The organism is Clostridium sp. UBA4395 (assembly GCF_002390995.1).
Classification (GTDB): Bacteria; Bacillota; Clostridia; order Clostridiales; family Clostridiaceae; genus Clostridium_J; species Clostridium_J sulfidigenes.
In genome coordinates this window covers 25,685-42,787 of sequence record NZ_DGRF01000044.1, presented here as the reverse complement: position 1 = coordinate 42,787, position 17,103 = coordinate 25,685, and the positions used below count along the sequence as shown (strand labels likewise).

18 protein-coding genes and 1 other annotated feature are annotated in these 17,103 nt (G+C 28.7%); of the genes, 3 read left to right on the top strand and 15 right to left on the bottom strand.

Features of this window, described 5'->3' with window-relative positions:
• Positions 1-52 precede the first annotated feature (52 nt).
• Positions 53-1,075: a spore photoproduct lyase gene (gene splB / locus B2694_RS07215; protein WP_346885162.1), complete on the top strand. Its 1,023-nt coding sequence runs from the start codon at positions 53-55 to the stop codon at positions 1,073-1,075.
• A 104-nt stretch (positions 1,076-1,179) separates the two neighbouring features.
• On the opposite strand, the gene B2694_RS07210 is transcribed toward splB, so the two are convergent.
• From B2694_RS07210 to B2694_RS07170, 9 genes are all read right to left on the bottom strand, one after another.
• Positions 1,180-1,866: a M15 family metallopeptidase gene (locus B2694_RS07210; RefSeq protein WP_346885161.1), complete on the bottom strand. Its 687-nt coding sequence runs from the start codon at positions 1,864-1,866 to the stop codon at positions 1,180-1,182.
• A gap of 108 nt (positions 1,867-1,974) precedes the next feature.
• Positions 1,975-3,039 (bottom strand): ACR3 family arsenite efflux transporter, encoded by a 1,065-nt coding sequence (gene arsB / locus B2694_RS07205; RefSeq protein WP_346885160.1) that lies wholly within the window; start codon positions 3,037-3,039, stop codon positions 1,975-1,977.
• A 12-nt stretch (positions 3,040-3,051) separates the two neighbouring features.
• Positions 3,052-3,462, bottom strand: a complete 411-nt coding sequence (locus tag B2694_RS07200) for an arsenate reductase ArsC (protein WP_346885159.1) — start codon at positions 3,460-3,462, stop codon at positions 3,052-3,054.
• An 80-nt stretch (positions 3,463-3,542) separates the two neighbouring features.
• Positions 3,543-3,860 carry a metalloregulator ArsR/SmtB family transcription factor gene (locus B2694_RS07195; RefSeq protein ID WP_346885158.1) on the bottom strand — a complete coding sequence of 106 codons (318 nt, stop codon included), beginning with the start codon at positions 3,858-3,860 and terminating at the stop codon, positions 3,543-3,545.
• A gap of 200 nt (positions 3,861-4,060) precedes the next feature.
• Positions 4,061-4,300, bottom strand: a complete 240-nt coding sequence (locus tag B2694_RS07190) for a thioredoxin family protein (protein WP_035133158.1) — start codon at positions 4,298-4,300, stop codon at positions 4,061-4,063.
• A 26-nt stretch (positions 4,301-4,326) separates the two neighbouring features.
• On the bottom strand, positions 4,327-5,262 hold the full coding sequence (locus tag B2694_RS07185) for a GTP-binding protein (protein ID WP_346885157.1): 936 nt from the start codon (positions 5,260-5,262) through the stop codon (positions 4,327-4,329).
• A 49-nt stretch (positions 5,263-5,311) separates the two neighbouring features.
• Positions 5,312-5,587, bottom strand: coding sequence for a metalloregulator ArsR/SmtB family transcription factor (locus B2694_RS07180; protein WP_346885156.1), 276 nt, complete (start codon positions 5,585-5,587; stop codon positions 5,312-5,314).
• A gap of 200 nt (positions 5,588-5,787) precedes the next feature.
• Positions 5,788-6,450 carry a GGDEF domain-containing protein gene (locus tag B2694_RS07175; protein WP_346885155.1) on the bottom strand — a complete coding sequence of 221 codons (663 nt, stop codon included), beginning with the start codon at positions 6,448-6,450 and terminating at the stop codon, positions 5,788-5,790.
• Positions 6,451-6,867: 417 nt separating this feature from the next.
• Positions 6,868-7,059, bottom strand: coding sequence for a helix-turn-helix transcriptional regulator (locus B2694_RS07170; RefSeq protein ID WP_346885154.1), 192 nt, complete (start codon positions 7,057-7,059; stop codon positions 6,868-6,870).
• 165 nt (positions 7,060-7,224) lie between these two features.
• Here B2694_RS07170 and B2694_RS07165 point away from each other — a divergent pair, with 165 nt between their 5' ends.
• Both B2694_RS07165 and B2694_RS07160 read left to right on the top strand, forming a co-directional pair.
• On the top strand, positions 7,225-7,572 hold the full coding sequence (locus B2694_RS07165; protein WP_346885153.1) for a helix-turn-helix domain-containing protein: 348 nt from the start codon (positions 7,225-7,227) through the stop codon (positions 7,570-7,572).
• A 202-nt stretch (positions 7,573-7,774) separates the two neighbouring features.
• The gene (locus B2694_RS07160) at positions 7,775-9,922 is read left to right on the top strand and encodes a PAS domain-containing sensor histidine kinase (protein WP_346885152.1); all 2,148 of its coding nucleotides are present in this window, start codon (positions 7,775-7,777) and stop codon (positions 9,920-9,922) included.
• A 69-nt stretch (positions 9,923-9,991) separates the two neighbouring features.
• Here B2694_RS07160 and nhaC read toward each other — a convergent pair whose 3' ends face one another.
• From nhaC to asnS, 6 genes are all read right to left on the bottom strand, one after another.
• Positions 9,992-11,452, bottom strand: coding sequence for a Na+/H+ antiporter NhaC (nhaC, locus tag B2694_RS07155; RefSeq protein WP_346885151.1), 1,461 nt, complete (start codon positions 11,450-11,452; stop codon positions 9,992-9,994).
• 495 nt (positions 11,453-11,947) lie between these two features.
• Positions 11,948-13,372, bottom strand: a complete 1,425-nt coding sequence (locus B2694_RS07150) for a hypothetical protein (RefSeq protein WP_346885150.1) — start codon at positions 13,370-13,372, stop codon at positions 11,948-11,950.
• Positions 13,365-13,904, bottom strand: a complete 540-nt coding sequence (locus B2694_RS07145; RefSeq protein ID WP_346885149.1) for a sigma-70 family RNA polymerase sigma factor — start codon at positions 13,902-13,904, stop codon at positions 13,365-13,367. Before B2694_RS07145 ends, B2694_RS07150 begins: the two co-directional genes overlap by 8 nt.
• A 338-nt stretch (positions 13,905-14,242) precedes the next feature.
• The gene (locus tag B2694_RS07140) at positions 14,243-14,380 is read right to left on the bottom strand and encodes a hypothetical protein (protein ID WP_346885148.1); all 138 of its coding nucleotides are present in this window, start codon (positions 14,378-14,380) and stop codon (positions 14,243-14,245) included.
• 130 nt (positions 14,381-14,510) lie between these two features.
• On the bottom strand, positions 14,511-14,807 hold the full coding sequence (locus B2694_RS07135) for a nucleotidyltransferase domain-containing protein (protein ID WP_346885147.1): 297 nt from the start codon (positions 14,805-14,807) through the stop codon (positions 14,511-14,513).
• A 461-nt stretch (positions 14,808-15,268) separates the two neighbouring features.
• Entirely contained in the window at positions 15,269-16,663 is a 1,395-nt protein-coding gene (gene asnS, locus B2694_RS07130) for an asparagine--tRNA ligase (RefSeq protein WP_346885197.1), read from the bottom strand.
• A gap of 88 nt (positions 16,664-16,751) precedes the next feature.
• Positions 16,752-16,996, bottom strand: a binding site (T-box leader).
• Positions 16,997-17,103 lie beyond the last annotated feature (107 nt).

Sequence of the window (17,103 nt, the reverse complement as noted above, 5' to 3'; positions counted from 1 at the left end):
ATAAAGGAGGTGACCTTTAGTTTGAAGCCCATTGCTTCTACTAAAGAACTTAATGTTTATTCCTAAAAGAATATTATTTGAAAAAGGGTCCTTGGATTATGAAATAGGCAAAAATATTTATAACACTTTTAAGGATAATAAAAATATTGAAATAATAAAATTAACTTCTAATAAGATTAAAGAGCGAATTCCTGGTGAAAATTTGCATAGCTTTTATCGTGAAGGTAAGAATACCCTAGTTGTGGGTATAAAAAAAAGAAGTAAATTTCAATCCTGTAAACCTTCTGCTAATTGGCAGTTACCCCTAGTGTCCGGTTGTATTGCCCATTGTCAGTATTGCTACTTAAATACAAATCTAGGGGATAAACCTTATATAAAGATTAATGTAAATATAGATGATATTCTAAATCAAGCAAATGAATATATTAAAGAAAGATTACCTTCCAAAACTTTATTTGAAGGTTCTGCCACCTCTGATCCTATACCTATAGAACCTTATACTAATAGTTTAAAAAAAGCTATAGAATTCTTTGCTAATAGCGATCATGGACTATTTCGTTTTGTTACAAAGTTTAATGATGTTGATAGTCTATTAGATATAGATCACAAGGGACATACAGAAATTCGATTTACTTTAAATACAGATAAAGTAATCAGTGACTTTGAAAATAGAGCCGCTTCTATAGATAAAAGAATAGAAGCTAGTGTAAAGGTGGCTAATGCTGGGTATCCTATAGGTTTTATTATTGCGCCAGTATTTCTTTACGATGGTTGGAAAAACGATTATAAACAACTTTTGTTAAACCTTAAGGATAAGCTTCCTGATAACTTAACTACTCCTGTTACCTTTGAAATAATATCACATAGGTATACGCCTAGAGCAAAAAATATAATTCTAGAAGTATTTCCTGAAACAACACTTCCTATGGAGGACGAAGAAAGAAAATATAAATATGGACAATTTGGATATGGTAAATATGTATATACAAAAGAACAGCTAGACGAGATGAAAGAATTTTTTAGTTTAGAAATTGACTCTATATTTAATAATAAAGTTATAAAATATATAATATAGTGTTAAATGCAAAAGCCAAGCTATATTACCTTATATAACTTGGCTTCTTTAATGTTATAAAATTGTTTTTATATCTTTTGATTTATTCTATGTTTATATATTATTTAATTAATTTCAGCAAATTCTTCTAATGTTATTCCATCATTATAAATCTTTTCTGACATTTCACTACCCACATATCTCACATGCCAAGGTTCATAATTATATCCTGTTATATCTTCCTTTCCCGACTCATATCTTACTATAAATCCATATTTATATGCATTATTAGCTATCCAATTAGCTTCTGGACATCCTTCAGATATCCATCCAGAACTAGATGCTAAATCCATAGCCTCTCCTAGTTGATGCTCACTTGCTCCAGGCTTTGCTACATATTTATCTGAATAAGATTTTCCTTGGGTTTCCAAATTATATTCATATAAGTTTTTTTGTGTTTTATAAGATCTATAGCCTGATAAACCATATAAGTAAACCCCATCCTTTGAAGCAGCATCTACTAGTTCCTCTAAAGCCTTAGCAGCCTCCTTTGTCATATATCTTTCTTCTTCTGTGGATTCTGGTAAGAATTCTATATTTACTGAAACTAAATCCTTTGGCTTATAATCTGCTGTCAAAGCATAATTTTTATTTACCACAACTTTATCATAATCATTAATAATAAAATATCCCTCTGATTTCAAATGAAATTTATTGATTAAATAATTTGTAGCACACATACCTAATATAACTATTACTAGTAATTTCAATATAACTCTTCTTGCTTTTCTAACCTTTTTCTTTTTTCCCATAAGACCAACTCCTTAAGTTCATATACTTATTTTAAACCTTATGAGATTATTATTTATTACTTAAAGCTTACAAATTTATTACTTATTTATTAAGACATGAAATTTAAACTATTCTACCTCTTTAGTAAACCATCCTCTACTATTATTAGCTATTCTAACAAGGGTAAGCATCACAGGAACTTCTACTAATACACCTACAACTGTAGCTAATGCAGCACCCGATTGTAATCCAAATAATGAAATTGCTACTGCTACTGCTAATTCAAAAAAGTTACTTGCTCCAATCATCCCTGCTGGTGCTGCTATAGAATGTGGCAACTTCCAAAGTTTTGCCCAAATATAAGCTATTCCAAATATAAGGAAGGTTTGAATTATAAGTGGTACTGCAATTAATACTATATGAACAGGATTATTTAAAATAGTATCACCTTGGAAGGAGAATAATATAATCAAAGTCAGTAATAATCCTATTATAGTAACATTATCAAACTTCTTTAAAAATACATTATTAAAATAATCTATATCTTTATTTTTAATTATTAGTGTTCTAGTTATAAATCCAAGTACTAGTGGTATAACTACAAATAATATTGTTGATAATACAAGAGTTTCCATAGGTATAACTACATCTCCAACCCCTAGTAAAAAAGCTACAATAGGAGCAAAGGCAATTAAAATGATCAAGTCATTAACTGCTACTTGAACTAGAGTATAGGAAGGATCCCCGTTAGTTAAATGACTCCACACAAATACCATAGCTGTACATGGTGCAGCTCCTAAAAGCACTGCTCCAGCTAAATACTCCTTAGCAAGTTCTGGTGCTATTATGCCCTTAAATACTATAAAGAAGAAAAATGCTGATATAGCATACATTGTAAAAGGTTTAATAAGCCAATTAGTTGTACAAGTAACTATAAGTCCCTTTGGTTTTCTAGTAGCATTAATTATACTTCCAAAATCAATCTTTAACATCATAGGGTATATCATTAACCATATAAGTATAGCCACCGGTATTGACACATTATAATACTCAAACTTATTTAGAGTATTAGGTATCATAGGCAAAAACTGACCAACCAATATTCCCACTACAATACAAAGGGCAACCCATAGAGTTAAGTATCTTTCAAAAACACCTAACCCTTTTCGACTATTTTCTTTTTTATTACCCATAAGATAAACCTCCTATAATTTAATTTCTTCATTTTTTATTCTCTTAGCTAAATTCTTAATTTTTTCTTCAATAATTTTAGCAGTTTTAATAAATTCTTCATCGGACTTTCCAGTTGGATCCTCTAATCCCCAATCCTCTATATGTTTTCCTGGCAAAATAGGACATACAACATTACAACCCATTTTAATAACTACATCTACTTCAGGTATATCTCCTAGCAGTTTTGATTTCTGAGTCTCATTCATATTAATGTTATATAGCTCATCTATTATTCTAACTGCATCTTGATTTATTGTAGGTCTTAGCTGGGTCCCTGCAGAATAACTTTCAAAAATCTCTCCTTCATATAACTTTCCTAAGGCCTCTGCCATTTGAGATCTACAAGAATTGTGAACACATATAAATGCCACCTTTGGTTTCATATTAACTCCCCCATTCTTAACTGGTTAGTGTAAAGTTTTGTACACTTTTTATTTTATAAATATCTATATATAACATGGATTTATTTACATTTACACTTTTCTTTTTCCTTACAAACACACTCCGCTGTATCTGTTGTAACATTTGTTAAAAATAAAATTAATTTATTACAATTAGTACTATTTAAAGAATAATTACTCCATAGTCCATCCTTTCTACTCTCAACAAGACCACAATCCATCAATACCTTCATATGATGGGAAAGAGTTGGTTGTGTAAAATCAAAATGTTCTAGAATATCACATGCACACCTTTCACCACAGGATAATATGTCTACTATTTTTAACCTATTTGGATCAGATAATGCTTTTATAATTTTTGCATTTTCTTCATAATTCATTTCAAAGCCTCCTTATATAGATAACTATCTATATAAATAATATAGATCATCATCTATATAGTGTCAATACACTTTATTTAATTTTTCTCCCTGTGCTACATTTATTTTTACCTATGTAGAGCAATATATTTGCAATATATTTGTATAATTAAAAATAAGTAACTAAATTAAATATCTAGTTACTTATTCCAAAACTTTTACTATATAGTTTTTTTTATTAACTCTACTATTTGTTTTGTAGATAAAACCTGTCCCATGGCCTTTGGCTTACCATTTATCATGAGGGTAGGAGTAGTCATAACTCCTAATGAAATAATATCTACTAAAGATTCAACCTTAGTCACATCAGCTTCTATCCCTAGCTCCTTTAAAGCTTCCAAAGTGTTATCATAAAGTTTAGTGCATTTAGAGCACCCTTCTCCTAAAACCTTAAATTCCATATGAACTCCTCCTAAAATTTAAAACTTTAATTTTTAAGTTCCATTTTTTCTCCTACAATTTCATTCCAATTATCAATTATAGGCTTAATTATATTAGGTCCTATTTTAGATATAAACACTAGTTGTGAAACTTCCTTTGGTTCACATGGCTTATAATCTATATTTTTTCCTACTACATCTATTTGTTGCCATCCATCATTTAAGTTAAAGAAGCCTTTTATTCTATAGCTATACTTCTTAATAGGATTTAAAAATTCTTCCATTTTATTTTTGCTCACAATACTACTAAAATTCATAGTTAAGCTTTTGGGCTTATTTTCCACAGTATTTGTAGACTCTTCTCCTTCAGCCCACTGATTTACTAATAGATCCTTATCTAAAAAGTCCATACTAAACTCTCCAAAGGAACAAGTTTCTATATCACACTTTGGATTTACCAGTCTAACTTCTTTAATTACGTTCTTTAGCTCTTCCTCTTCAATTAAATCTACTTTATTTATAATAGCCATATGACAATGCTTTAATTGACGATTAACTGTTTCTAAATCTTCTAATTGCTCTCTAAAGTTTATTCCATCGATTAAGCATAATACTCCCTTTAAATCATAAGTTACTTCAGGTGATAAAACCTTTACACCCTCAAGTATTTCTTCTATATTTGATGGATCTGCTAGTCCTGAACTCTCTACAAAGACATACTCTAAATCCTGTTTACTCATTTCAGCTAAAGCTTGAGCAAAGGATATTTTTAAACATGAGCAAAAGATAGATCCCCTATTAATCTCTACCATCTCAATATTATCCCTTTTAAGTATAGTTCCATCTATGCCTAGCTTCCCAAATTCATTTTGTATAACTCCAACCTTATTTCTTTTTAACACATCTAATAGCCTTAAAAGTACCGTAGTTTTACCTGAACCTAAAAATCCAGTTAATACATATAAATTAATTTTTTTCTTCATGGTTTGCCCTCCTGTAGATTAATAATATAAAGAAATATCCTTAGATTTTTTAGTTCTTAGAATTTAAAAAACTTTTCAATTGAGTAATTCTCTCTGAATTTAATGTATATTTCATCCAAGAGCCATCCTTATTACCAAGAACCAATCCACTATCTGTTAAAATCTTCATATGATAAGATAAGGTAGGTTGAGTAATATTAAAATTCTCAAGAATTTTACATGCACACAATTCCTCTGATTCTGTAAGCATATTAATAATTTTTAGTCTAGTCTCATCTGCCAATGCTTTAAACATTTGAACATATTCTGCATAATCATATTTCATAAAATTCTATCTCCTAATCTTATATTTATAAGTATTTTATATCCCTATTATATCCTTCATATAGATATTTGTCTATATGACTTTTTAATCTCAATTATTACAAATCCAAAAAACAATATGTAATTCCATTAAATGCAAATAGCTATCTCTATATAAGTTTTTAGTTATTTTGAGATAGCTAAATTTCTCAAATCCTAAATTTACATTGTATATGTATTTTTCCCTAATGATTTAGATAAATATAACTTTTCATCAGCTTCTTTTACTAAATTATATATATCCTCTTCATTAATTATTCTAGTAATTTCTATACCTATACTAACGGTTATTCTATCACTAACTTGTGAACATTCATGAATAATATTAAGTTCCCTAAGATGCTTCATAAATCTTTTTATATTTTCAATAGTCTCTTTCTCATCCAGCCTAGATATTATTGAGAATTCTTCTCCCCCATACCTGCAGACTACATCCTCATTAAATATATCTTTCAAAGCTTTTGATACTACTTTTAAAATCTTATCTCCTTGAACATGCCCATAGTTATCATTGTATAGTTTAAAATCATCTATATCTACCATTAAAAACGTAATAACTTCTTTATTCTGACATGCTTTTAATAATTCCAAATGCATAAATCTTCTATTATATGTGTCCGTTAAAAAATCTCTCTCACTTATTAGTTTTAACTCCTTATTTATTATAGATATTGCATTGTTTTTTATACCTAATATAAATACTGTAATAATTAAAAATATATTTATAAACTTACACAGACTTTTTTCTTTGATAAATATTATACTAACTAATAGTAGCAATGGAAATAGTACTATTAGTTTTTTTATATATTTTTCTAACTTCATAAAAACTACTCTTATCGCTCCTCCCCATTCTGGGTAAAGTATGATAATTTTCCTCTCAACTATTTCTGTAAATAATGATTTTGCTCCGTCATAACTTTAACCTACAGATTAAACATTCGCACAATAATACTAAATCATCAGACTAAAAATTTAAGCTTTGGTATATCCTATTACTATGCATCTATAAAATAGACAACCATAACTTCATATTGGATTGCCTTCTAAATATATTGTAGCAATATTTTCATTAGTTAATTATGTTATATAAGTAATTTTATTTTGTATAAATATTATCCTTAATATTTATTAAGTTGAAATCTTACAGTTAGTATTTATTCTAATATTTGAATAAATTATTTATTCTACCATTTTCCCATTTAATCTATAGTATATTTTTATCATTTGTTTATATAACTTTTAATCTAAGAGATCCTTCAAACTAACCTCAAGTGCAATAGCCAAATTATTTAGAGTTTTTAGAGATGGCACTGTTCTTAAATTTTCAATATCAGATAAGTATGTGTTAGATATACCTGATAATTGAGCCAATTTATTTTGATTTATGCCCATTGATTTTCTAATAAATTTGATTTTTTTTCCTATTTCCACTCTATCACCCCAAACACTATTTTACGCTAATAGAGTAAAAAATCAATAGTTTTATGATTTTTTTACTGTCTATACATATTTTTTGTTCGTTTACTTATACTAATACTTAAACTATAATTTTATTATAAAAGTACGTAAATAACGTACTTTATTGGAGGTATATATATGAATTCAAGAAAAAAACTTAGAGATCTTAGAAAATCTAAAGGATTAACTTTAAAAGAATTATCTACTAAAACAAATTTATCAATATCGTTTATAAGCGATATTGAGCACAATAGAAGTAATCCTTCTATATCTACTTTAAAAATACTTTGTAATGCTTTAGATGTACCTATAAGCTATTTATTAGAAGATGATAAAACTCCATCTAATTTAATATGTACTGATTTAGATGCAGTATTATCAATGTTACTAAATGACTTCTCATCTTGGAGTTATGATGACAAAATAGAACTAATATGCTATCTAAAAGCTAAAAAACATGTTCGAGAAGCACAAAAAAAGATGTGAATATATAAATTTATATAAATAACTTTAATACTATTTAATCAAATTAAATTTTAAATCTAATTTATGTGATTACTTAATTTATTTTATATTATTTATAACATCCATCCCGTATTATGGCTTTTTTTGTAATATTTGTTTCATTTTTCTTTGTTCCATTATATAATTGAAACATAATATGTATTCTTAAATAGGAGTGATTGCTATGTATAATACTCTTTTCAATAAAACACACCTAAATCAAGAAACTATAGATGTATTAATCCCTATTTTAAATGAATTTGATGATTGTATATGGATAAAAAATATAAATGGAGAATATCTAGCAGTTAATAACGCATTATGTAATCTTCTAGGGGAGGATAAAAATACTTTATTGCATAGTAACGGTCTTGATATCTTCGACTACTCTAGTTTTAAATTTGTCATTAAAGATGATTTAAATGTTATTAATAAAAAGAAAAAAAGTATTATGAATGAATATTTATATATAAAAGGTAGAGAAGTTATTTTACAAACTCACAAAATTCCCATTATAAATTCTGACAATAGCTGTTACTCATTTTTAGCTATTGGACAAGTTATTAATACAGATGAACTATACTATAATAATTTTATTATAGACAATAAATATAAAACACTATGCAATCTAATTACTGAAAGTGAAGAAAAACGTGAACAAGTTTCTTATGAAGAAGTTCATGAATATCTTATGGATATATATGAAACCCTAGACATAAATGGTACAAGCCTTTGGATCTATGATGATTCTAAAAAGATGTTAATAAAGCAAATGTCACTAGGCATTACTGAAAACATATCTGGCAATGATACCTTTTCTATAAGTGATTTCTATAAAGACGAATTAATAAATATTTCTACGAAAATAAACTCACCCACACCTTTAAAAAACTGTGAAAATTTTTATTGTAATAATGGTTTTTGTCAAAGCTATAAGTATTTTCTTAAAGATAATTATATAATTGTTATACCTATAGTCTATAATAACTCCAGACTTCTAGGTGTTTTAAATTTATATTATAATGAGTCATTTGACACAGAATCTAATGCTAAATATATTGTAAGGACTTCTAAGAGATTAGCCTTATTACTAAAAAACATATATTTATCTACCCAATTGACATATCAGTTGCAAAAAAAGATTAAACTTGAAAATGAATTGAGTAGGTTTCTTAATATAGCAGTTGATTTATATGCGATTATTGATACTAAGGGATATATTAAAAAAATAAGTTCTAATATACCTTTCATATTGGGTTGGGACTTTAATGATTTAAAAAAAATTCCTATTCAGACACTAATAAAATCAACAAATAATAGTATAAATTTCAAAGATATTTTGCATACCTATAACAAAAAATTTTATGGCGGAATATGTGAAGTAAAATGTAAAAACAATTCCTTCAAATTAATTGAATGGTATTATTATCACCAACAAGAAACACAGGAAATATTTATTACGGGTAAAGATGTAACTAGCTTTTCAAAACTTGAAGAAAAAGTTGCCTCTTTAGAAGAAAAAGTAGAATGTGAGAAATTCAAAACAGATTTTCTAGCAAATATATCCCACGAATTTAAAACTCCTTTAAATATAATATTAGCAAGCATTCAGTTAGAGCTTAATAGTTATAATAGTGTAACTGATAATAATACTATTTACTATAATCGTCTTAATATGATAAAACAAAACTCATATAGACTTCTTAGATTAGTTGATAACCTAATTGATGTGACCCAAGTTGATAGCAACAATATAAAGCTATATAAAGAAAATGTTAATGCTATTTCCTATTTTGAAGATGTGGTGGACTCAGTTTCTCAATATATAAAGAAAATGAGTAAAAATATAATATTTGATACTAATGAAGAAGAAGTATTTCTGGATTGTGATCCTGAAAAAATTCAAAAAGTAATTTTAAATTTAATTTCTAACTCCATAAAATACACAGAAGCTAATGGCAACATATGGATTACACTAACAACTAACTGGGACGAGGATAGACTATATATTTCTGTAAAGGATGATGGTGTAGGTATACCAAAGAATAGTTATGATATTATATTTGAAAGATTTAAACAGGTGGATAATTTATTCATAAGAAGAGCTGAAGGAAGTGGAATCGGATTACCCTTAGCAAAATCCTTTATTGAACTTCATAGTGGAGAAATATGGGTAAATAGGGCTATAGACAAAGGTTCAGAGTTTATCTTTTACTTACCTATAATCTCTGAAAAAGATAGTAAAGTTAATTATTTTTATAATAAAGTTATAGACTCTAGAGGTGAGAGACTTAAGATTGAATTTTCAGACATATATTCTTATCCTAATTAAAATAATTTACAAAGAACAAAACAAAATGGAATCCCTTATAGTAAGGAATTCCATTTTTTATTTATATTATTAAGCTACAATTTCTTTATCATTTTCTTCTTTTATAAAATCCTCAGCTGATAATCCTTTAGCTATTGGTTTACTTTCATCTAATGGCTTCATTGCAAATCCTGTATATCCGTAGAATGCAGATATAATAGGATTAATTAATCCCAAGAAGTGGAATGGTGCGTAAGCAAAAGCACTTACTCCTAAAGTAGTAAAGTATACTGCCCCACAAGTTGACCAAGGCACTAACCCTGAAGTTAAAGTTCCTGCATCTTCAAGTACTCTTGAAAGATTTTTAGGATGCAAATTCAACTTTTCATATACAGGTTTATACATTTGACCTGGTATAACTATTGCCATGTATTGATCAGCAGCCATAAAGTTCATAGCGATACAACTTATAATATTTGATAGAACAATACTTCCTCTGCTGTGACAGAAAGTAAGAATTTTAGCTATTATAGTATCTAAACAACCTATTTGCTTTACAAGTCCACCAAAACATAATGCACACATAACTAAAGAAATAGTTTCCATCATTCCAAGCATACCGCCTCTATTAAGGAGTGAATCAACCATTGCATTTCCTGAGCTTATCTCAAAGCCATAGAATAGTGACTGTACAATGCCTGAAATAGTCTGTCCTTGTCCTAGTGCAAATAAAACTCCTATAATAGTTCCACCTAACATTCCTGGTATTGCTGGAATCTTAAATATAATCATTAAAACTACTGAAAGTGGTGCTATAAATATTATTGGACTAATATTGAAGCTCCCTTGTAATGTTTCTAAAATAGCATTTATTTGACTAGTATCAGCAACTGCTGTATTTCTAAATCCTAAGCCTATTATAGCAAATAGAATTACAGCAATTATAAAGCTTGGTACTGTTGTATACAACATGTGTCTTATATGATCAAACACATTTACTCCCGCTACACCTGCTGATAAATTTGTACTATCTGAAAGTGGTGACAGCTTATCTCCAAAAGAAGCCCCTGTAACAACTGCCCCTGCAACAATTGCAGAAGGTATTCCAAGACCAGCACCTATACCCATTGCTGCTGTTCCCATAGTTCCTGCTGTAGTCCATGCACTTCCTGTTGAAACAGAAACGATAGCACATATTATTGGAAGCAAGAATAAAAACATTGTTGGTGTAAATAATTTAAGTCCATAAAATATCATTCCTGGAACTACTCCACCCGCAATCCAAGATCCTACTAAACAACCAACTATCATAATAATAAAGTTAGCTTGCATAGCCATGGAGTTTGTCTTTATCATTGACTCCTCCATATCTTCCCAGCTATGACCTAAAAATTTCCCTATAATGGCGGTAATAGCACAACATATAACTAATGGTATCTGAGGTGCTGAATCAAATACTAGTACACCTAATAGCATAAAGCAAATTAAGCACACAAATGGTATCACTGCTATTAACAGCGATGGTTTTTTAATTTTTTTCCCCTTATTCATAAATTAGTCCCCCTTGTTAATTAAACATTTATCTTTAAGTATTTTCTTATAAAAAATACATATAAGCGTAAATTAAATAATTTATCTATAGTTATTTTATAATTATCTACATGGTAATAAATATAAAAATATATAATTATATTTAATTTAAATATAATTATGAATAAATATCCACTTATTACTATGAATATATCATGAATTTTGCGAAATTTCAATATAATTTAACATGCAAATTGTTATTTTATTCACTTATTTTGTATATTTATGTATTATTTTATATTAACTGTATATAATCACTTCTTAAAACTGCATATGGTTACCTCTTCAAAAATGCAGCTATATTGTTAACTTTATAACATTTATGTGGGTTATTTTTAACAATAGAAAGCTTAAGAAACTGTTGATGAATCTATTTATTCTATCAATGACTCCATTATATTATTAATGTAAAAAAGGCCTATCTCAAAAAATATTTTCAGATAGACCTTTAATTTTTTATTTAGTTACTTTAATATAGCTTTCACCAGGATTACGAGAATCTAAAGTAGTATAACGATGTGTATTAAATGAAATATAAGCATCCTCTATATGGTCTTCATCTACTGCATAGGCTAAATGAATTTCCTTAGTTTCCTTTCCATCAAAATCACAGAATCGGAACCCCTTCTTTTCATAACCAGACTTGTCAAAATAAAATGGGCAATTTTCAATTTGAAGAGCATTTTTGCTACCACCATATTCCAGCTCCTCTTCAAGTACATCATCGGCATTTTTCTTTAAAAATATTATACGTGGTGCAAAATATATCTCTTTAATATCTTTTTGAGAAGGATTCGTCATAGTTAAAGTTACATAAATAAATTTCATTCCTACCATTTCAGTTTCCCTGTTCATTTTATTATTTTCCCACCACTCAGCATTAATTCTTTCATAATCTTTTAAAGATCCATCTTCATTTATAAATTCAAGATATTCATTATAATCAGAGAACTTATTTTTGTCTAATGCAGGTAATTTGTCCATAACTTCTATACTATTTACAGTATAGTTTAAACCTGATGCTGAATCTATAAGATCAGTTTTTTCTTCCCCAATGTTGAATATGTTGTTATCTGTAATTTTAGGATTTTTAATTTCAATTGGCTCAGTATAATTGTTTTCATTGTCTACTATATCATTATCCTCAAGCTCAATAAATTCTCCAGGAATCTCTTCACATTTAATATTTTCTGCTACTTTTTTAAGTTCTTCTAAAGAAGTATTGTCAGCACCATAAATTGTAACAACATATCCCCCCTTTTCATAAAACATATTGATAATATGGTTGTACTCCAGTCCTTCCCTTGTAAGAATTTGTGCCTTTATGCCGCCAAGGGTAGTTTCTTCTACATCACTTACGTAAATTTCTTCAAAATGCGTTGTATAGACAGGTGGACAAATAGTAATTCCCCCTACACTATGGTCGCCATTGGGATGATATTTTCCAAGAGCATTTTCAGTTTCTATATATCCTTCTGGAATATACCCAGGAACCACCTTCATTGCAGGTACTTTAGTAGGAGCAGATTCTGTTTGAATATCACAAGTAAGTGTTCCGGTTTCTTCATTCTTACTTGTTGTAACTAAATAATGTTTAACTGCGCCATAGGCTGTTGCAGATATTGCTAATGTAGCCGTAATAGCTGCAATAAGTACTATTATCTTTTTCTTCATAATTTTTTTCCCCTTTTTATTAATACTCTGAATAGATTCTGTATTATTGTAACTTTGATTAAAATATTGATTTTCAATGATGTTCACTTTTTGATTTTTGTATTTTTGAGAAAATTCATGAGGCTCCATAGTGCGTTTTAACTCTTCTACAGCATTTTCTTGCCCTAAAAGATACATCAATTTATCAAGATCTGGTTTATTATCCATACAATTCATCTCCTATCATTTCTTTTACCATCTTTTTGGCACGTTCATATCTTTTTGTTGCAACATTTTCACTAATGTGTAGTAATGATGATATTTCTCTATAGCTAAGTTCATAAAAGCAGCGATACTGAATTATCTCACGATATTTTGATGGTAATTTAGAAAGTAATTGTGTAATCATATGTCTATCTTCTACTGTTTTTACAGAAGGAACCCCCTTTTGGTTTTCACTTGTCACCTTTTCTTCTACCTCTTTAGTGAATAACTGAGTTTCTTTCCTATTTCTACGATATAAATCAATGGATATGTTTTTTATTGTATATACAACCAATCTCTTAGTTTTTAAACTTTCTACCTCATGAATAGTCGATATATATGGAATTAGCTTTATGAATGCATCTTGAACTGCATCCTCAGCTTGTTCTACATTATTTAAAATTGAGTATGCAATACCATACATCTTATTTTCATAGGCATCATAAAGCTGTGCTAGCATATTATTTTTGAAATTTTCATCCGATGAAATCTCCACCTAATCACTCCTTGCTGTTTAAGAGTCCTCTTACCAAACATAACGAATGAGGACTTACAATTATGACATTTTTATTTTAAATTTAAAATAATTACTACTTATATAATAATATAGGTTACTTTTAATAAATTCCACTATTGTAATTAAGTTTTAAAGTAGAAATTTAAGATAGAATTTACAGATAGAATTTACACATAAAAAAAGAGCATTTATACCAGAAATACTCTTTTATATTATTAATCTATTATAGTAACTTCTCTAAATTCTCTACCAATTCACCTATTGCATTAACATAATCCTTTATTATTCTATCTGCAACTTCATTTGCTAAGTTTTCATTATAAATTTCTATCTTCTAATAAATTAATCCAAACTTTATCATCGGATATTAAATTATTTACGTAGGCTTTCTTAAATATAGTTCTTGGAAATGAATTTTCAAGAGTAACCCCAAGATATTTCATGAACTCCTTCATAGTCTTATGAGTAAGCTCATAGGTAAATTCAAACCTTTAAATAAGACTATCTCTAATTATTTCATTTTTACCATCATAAATATCACTTACCTCTTTTAATTTTCCATATGCCTTTTTTAAGTTCATATATTTAAACTCTATACTTCTCATATAAGGTTACCCCTTCCTTTTCTACCTGCTCTATAAATATCTCATCATCTATTCTTCTCATATTTGAAAAATCAAACTCTAATAAAGTTGGGCTGGTATTTTCTATCTCTTCTATAAACTCAAATATATCATAATCAGCATATACAGCCAAATCTATATCACTTTTTAGTTCATTATCACCCCTAGCTCTTGAGCCAAAAAGTACCACCTTGTTTATACATTTATATTTTTTTGATATAGCTATAATTGAATCTACTATTTCTCCATCTAAATTCAAAAAATCACCCCTTATATTATATAAAATCTATAATGTCATATGATTTATCTTATCATTTTTAAAAGATTTTATAATATCATGTCCTAAATTAATCATTATCATTTTATCATAAACATATTCATTTAAATACTTTTATCTATTCTCCATAAAACTTAAGTGAAGCCTTTGAATCTTTAATTAACTCTAACTTAGCATGCTTTCAGTTTCTTTTTATATGTATAAAATCCTTGAACCCCCCATGGCGCCTACAACTAGTTAAATAGTTAAATAGTTTTATTGTTAAATATAAAGCTAGTTTCCTATAAAAATATTAGTATAGTTATAATTTCATATAGTTAAGATTATAATTTAAATTTTTTTATAAATAGGACTAAGATATTAAATAAGCTCCTATATGCTCAAATGCAAAAGAGGGCAAAACTTTCGTTTTACCCTCATATTTATTCTATTAAATTTTCATCTTAGAACTCTGCAGTTCCTGTAGTTCTTGGGAATGGTATTACGTCTCTGATGTTGCTCATTCCAGTTACATACATTATCATTCTTTCGAAGCCTAGACCAAATCCAGCATGTTTTGTGCCACCGAATTTTCTTAATTCTAGGTACCACCAGTAGTCCTCTGGGTTTAATCCTAATTCATTGATTCTGTCTACAAGAAGATCATATCTTTCTTCTCTTTGGCTTCCTCCGATGATTTCTCCTATACCAGGAACTAATAAGTCCATAGCTGCTACAGTTCTGTTATCATCGTTCATTCTCATGTAGAAAGCTTTGATTTCCTTTGGATAGTCAGTAACGAATACTGGTCTTTTGTATACTTCCTCAGTAAGATATCTCTCATGCTCTGTTTGAAGGTCACAACCCCATTCTACTGGGTACTGGAACTCTTTATCCGCTTTCTTTAATAATTCTACAGCTTCTGTATAAGTTACATTACCAAAGTCAGAAGTTGCTACGTGGTTTAATCTTTCAAGTAATCCCTTATCTACAAAGCTGTTGAAGAATTCCATTTCTTCTGGAGCATTTTCAAGAACATAGTTTATGATATACTTTATCATATCTTCTGCCAATGTCATGTCATCCTTAAGGTCTGCAAAAGCTATCTCTGGCTCTACCATCCAGAACTCTGCCGCATGTCTTGCAGTGTTAGAGTTTTCAGCTCTGAAAGTTGGTCCAAAAGTATAAACATTTCTAAATGCAAGAGCATATGCTTCTGCTGCAAGCTGACCACTAACTGTAAGGTTTGTTTCCTTACCAAAGAAGTCATTCTTATAATCTATTTTCTTATCCTCAGTCATTGGGATATTCTCAAGATCCATAGTTGTAACTCTGAACATTTCTCCTGCACCTTCACAGTCACTTCCTGTAATTATTGGAGTGTGAGTATAAACAAATCCTCTTTCATTGAAGAAGCTATGAATTGCATAAGCAACTAAAGAACGTACTCTAAATACTGCTGAAAAAGCATTACTTCTAGGTCTTAAGTGAGCTATAGTTCTTAAATATTCAAAGGTGTGTCTCTTCTTTTGAAGTGGATAATCATTACTTGATTCACCTTCTACTACTATTTTTGTAGCTTTAATTTCAAAAGGTTGCTTACTTCCTGGAGTTAATACAAGCTTTCCTTCAACTATTATAGATGAGCTAATACTTAACTTTTCTATATCTTTAAAGTTATCAAGGCTATCCTCGAATACAACTTGAAGGTTTTTAAAGAAGCTACCATCATTAACTTCTATAAAACCAAAAGCTTTAGAACTTCTTAAAGTTCTAATCCATCCTGAAATACAAACATCTTGGTCTGCGTATTTTTCACTTTCTCTGTAAAGACTTTTTACTAAGACTGTTTCCATAATAAAATCCTCCTTTTATAATTTGATTATTGCCTGTTGATGTAATATGATTCTATTTTAAAACAATAAAAAAACCTTTCCTTCCCTAAAAAACAGGGACGAAAGGATACATTCCGCGGTACCACCCAAATTATCATATTGATCAACTCAACAAGTACAAAGATCTCTCTTGATACTCTTCCCTTTTAACGGTGAGATTCCGTCTAAGTCTACTCTCCTAAGATTTCGGTTAGAAACTCCGAGATGTTCTTCAATAAGAGCTTCATATTGACCTTCCACCATTGTCAACTCGCTTTAACTACTTCTCATATCTACTCTTCTCATCACAGTCTTTATTTTAATCTATTAACTAGTATTTTCAAATTTATATTATTTATTCAAAACACTTGTTATCTATCATTATATGTGCATGATTTTAGAATGTCAACTATAACTAATTAATT

What these genes read in the sequence shown, in the direction of transcription:
- B2694_RS07175 (WP_346885155.1), bottom strand. Translation starts at nt 6,450, where the DNA reads ATGAAGTTAGAAAAATATATAAAAAAACTAATAGTACTATTTCCATTG.
- B2694_RS07140 (WP_346885148.1), bottom strand. Translation starts at nt 14,380, where the DNA reads ATGAAGGAGTTCATGAAATATCTTGGGGTTACTCTTGAAAATTCATTT.
- B2694_RS07185 (WP_346885157.1), bottom strand. Translation starts at nt 5,262, where the DNA reads ATGAAGAAAAAAATTAATTTATATGTATTAACTGGATTTTTAGGTTCA.
- B2694_RS07160 (WP_346885152.1), top strand. Translation starts at nt 7,775, where the DNA reads ATGTATAATACTCTTTTCAATAAAACACACCTAAATCAAGAAACTATA.
- splB (WP_346885162.1), top strand. Translation starts at nt 53, where the DNA reads ATGTTTATTCCTAAAAGAATATTATTTGAAAAAGGGTCCTTGGATTAT.
- nhaC (WP_346885151.1), bottom strand. Translation starts at nt 11,452, where the DNA reads ATGAATAAGGGGAAAAAAATTAAAAAACCATCGCTGTTAATAGCAGTG.
- B2694_RS07195 (WP_346885158.1), bottom strand. Translation starts at nt 3,860, where the DNA reads ATGAATTATGAAGAAAATGCAAAAATTATAAAAGCATTATCTGATCCA.
- B2694_RS07150 (WP_346885150.1), bottom strand. Translation starts at nt 13,372, where the DNA reads ATGGATAATAAACCAGATCTTGATAAATTGATGTATCTTTTAGGGCAA.
- B2694_RS07200 (WP_346885159.1), bottom strand. Translation starts at nt 3,462, where the DNA reads ATGAAACCAAAGGTGGCATTTATATGTGTTCACAATTCTTGTAGATCT.
- arsB (WP_346885160.1), bottom strand. Translation starts at nt 3,039, where the DNA reads ATGGGTAATAAAAAAGAAAATAGTCGAAAAGGGTTAGGTGTTTTTGAA.
- B2694_RS07180 (WP_346885156.1), bottom strand. Translation starts at nt 5,587, where the DNA reads ATGAAATATGATTATGCAGAATATGTTCAAATGTTTAAAGCATTGGCA.
- B2694_RS07190 (WP_035133158.1), bottom strand. Translation starts at nt 4,300, where the DNA reads ATGGAATTTAAGGTTTTAGGAGAAGGGTGCTCTAAATGCACTAAACTT.
- B2694_RS07210 (WP_346885161.1), bottom strand. Translation starts at nt 1,866, where the DNA reads ATGGGAAAAAAGAAAAAGGTTAGAAAAGCAAGAAGAGTTATATTGAAA.
- B2694_RS07165 (WP_346885153.1), top strand. Translation starts at nt 7,225, where the DNA reads ATGAATTCAAGAAAAAAACTTAGAGATCTTAGAAAATCTAAAGGATTA.